Raw genomic sequence first — 2,500 nt, 5'->3', positions numbered from 1 at the left:
GGCCAGGGTGAAGCGGGAGTAATGTCTCGTGGAGGCCCGAACCGGTGTCTGTTGCAAAAGGCTCGGATGAGCTGTGGATAGGGGTGAAATGCCAAACGAACCCGGAGATAGCTGGTTCTCGCCGAAATAGCTTTAGGGCTAGCGTCACTGGAGACTGGCGGAGGTAGAGCACTGGATGAGGTAGGGGGCTAACCGCCTACCGAACTCAACCAAACTCCGAATGCCGTTAGTTGGTCAGTGGCAGTTGGACTACGGGAGATGAGTTTCGTGGTCGAGAGGGGAAGAGCCCAGACCGTCAGCTAAGGTCCTGAAGTGGTGACTAAGTGGGAAAGGATGTGGCGTTACTGAGACAGCCAGGAGGTTGGCTTAGAAGCAGCCATCCTTGAAAGAGTGCGTAATAGCTCACTGGTCTAGTGATGCTGCGCCGAAAATATAACGGGGCTGAAGTCACCCGCCGAAGCTACGGGTTTGTGTACACGGGAGTGTGCGCAGGCAGTAGGCGAGCGTTCCATTTGCGTAGAAGCCGTACTGGAAGGAGCGGTGGAGCGGATGGAAGTGAGAATGTTGGCACGAGTAGCGAGAACTATGTGAGAACCATAGTCCCCGGAAGTCTAAGGTTTCCGACGGAAGGTCAGTCCGCGTCGGGTTAGTCGGACCTAAGGCGAGGCCGAAAGGCGTAGTCGATGGGAAACTGGTTAATATTCCAGTACCACGTCAAGTTGTTTGAGCGAAGGGGTGACGCGGAAGGGTAGGTTGGCCGGCGGATGGAAGAGCCGGTGCCAAGCCTGTAGGCGAAGAGGGTGGGGATAAAAGACCACCTGAGCTGAGGGGTGAAGGCGAGCCCGTGAGGGCGGAAGCGACTGAGCCCAAGCCGCCGAGAAAAGCCTCTAGTGAGACTTGCGTGACCGTACCGCAAACCGACACAGGTAGACGGGTAGAGAATACCAAGGGGAACGGGAGAACCTTCGTTAAGGAATTAGGCAAAATAGCTCCGTAACTTCGGGAGAAGGAGCGCCTTGGTAGGGTGAGGGCATGTACATGTCTGAGCCTGAAGAGGCCGCAGAGAAATGGCCCTATCGACTGTTTACCAAAAACACAGGTCTGTGCGAAGTCGCAAGACGAAGTATACAGGCTGACGCCTGCCCAGTGCCGGAAGGTTAAGGGGAGGGGTGAGAGCCCTGAACTGAAGCCCCGGTGAACGGCGGCCGTAACTATAACGGTCCTAAGGTAGCGAAATTCCTTGTCGGGTAAGTTCCGACCCGCACGAAAGGCGTAACGAATGGGGCACTGTCTCGACGAAGGGCCCGGTGAAACTGAAATAGGCGTGAAGATGCGCCTTACCCGCAGCAGGACAAAAAGACCCCGTGGAGCTTTACTGTAGCTTGACATTGGGTTAGGGCTTAACTTGTGTAGGATAGGTGGGAGACTGAGAAGCTGGGCCGCCAGGCTCGGTGGAGTCGCCGGTGAAATACCACCCTGGTTAAGTCTTGGCTCTAACCCTGGCCGTGATCCGGTGAGGGGACAGTGTCAGGTGGGCAGTTTGACTGGGGCGGTCGCCTCCTAAAGGGTAACGGAGGCGCGCAAAGGTTCCCTCAGGCTGAATGGAAACCAGTCGTAGAGTGCAAACGCAAAAGGGAGCTTGACTGCGAGACGGACATGTCGAGCAGAGACGAAAGTCGGCGTTAGTGATCCTATGGTACCGAGTGGAAGGGCCATGGCTCAACGGATAAAAGCTACCCCGGGGATAACAGGCTAGTCTCTCCCAAGAGTTCACATCGACGGGGAGGCTCGGCACCTCGATGTCGGCTCGTCACATCCTGGGGCTGGAGTAGGTCCCAAGGGTTGGGCTGTTCGCCCATTAAAGTGGTACGCGAGCTGGGTTCAGACCGTCGTGAGACAGGTCGGTCTCTATCCGCTGTGGGCGTAAGGGAACTGAGGGGGTCTGCCCCTAGTACGAGAGGACCGGGGTGGACAGACCGCTGGTGTGCCAGTTGTCGTGCCAACGGCATAGCTGGGTAGCTAAGTCTGGGCTGGATAACCGCTGAAAGCATCTAAGTGGGAAGCCGTCCCCGAGATAAGTTCCCTCGCAGGGTAACCTGGTAAGTGCGCTGGGAGACGACCAGCTGGATAGGCGGCACGTGTACAGGCAGCAATGTCTTGAGCGAAGCCGTACTAATGCACGAGGGCTTAATCTTCTCTGGTCAGAGAGGGGAAGGGCTGCGGTTTTTGGTTGGGGGTGTTCCTAATCCTAGTCAGTTTTTAATGTGTCAGCGACCTGCCGGATATGCTGGTATCGGGCGGTTTTGGATATCAGGTTGAAAGCGGCAGGGGAGTAGAGGTGGTTGGTGATAGAAGCGGTGGGGGTACACCCGGCTCCATCCCGAACCCGGCAGTTAAGCCCACCAGCGCCGATGGTAGTATGCGGGCGACTGCATGCGAGAGTAGGTCATTGCCAACCCTTCTCTTCCCTGCCTTTTCTTATCCCCTCCCCCTCCCCTCA

2 rRNA genes (1 of these 2 cut by a window edge) are annotated in these 2,500 nt (G+C 56.8%); both read left to right on the top strand.

Annotation, left to right across the window (positions count from 1 at the left end):
- A 23S ribosomal RNA gene (locus FKZ61_RS23435) occupies positions 1–2,195 on the top strand (it extends 751 nt beyond the left edge of the window).
- 146 nt (positions 2,196–2,341) lie between these two features.
- Positions 2,342–2,458 (top strand): 5S ribosomal RNA (gene rrf / locus FKZ61_RS23430).
- Positions 2,459–2,500: the final 42 nt, after the last annotated feature.

It is taken from the genome of Litorilinea aerophila (genome assembly GCF_006569185.2).
GTDB lineage: Bacteria > Chloroflexota > Anaerolineae > Caldilineales > Caldilineaceae > Litorilinea > Litorilinea aerophila.
The sequence above is the reverse complement of the archived record's forward strand: the minus strand, read 5'-3'. Positions and strand labels throughout refer to the sequence as shown.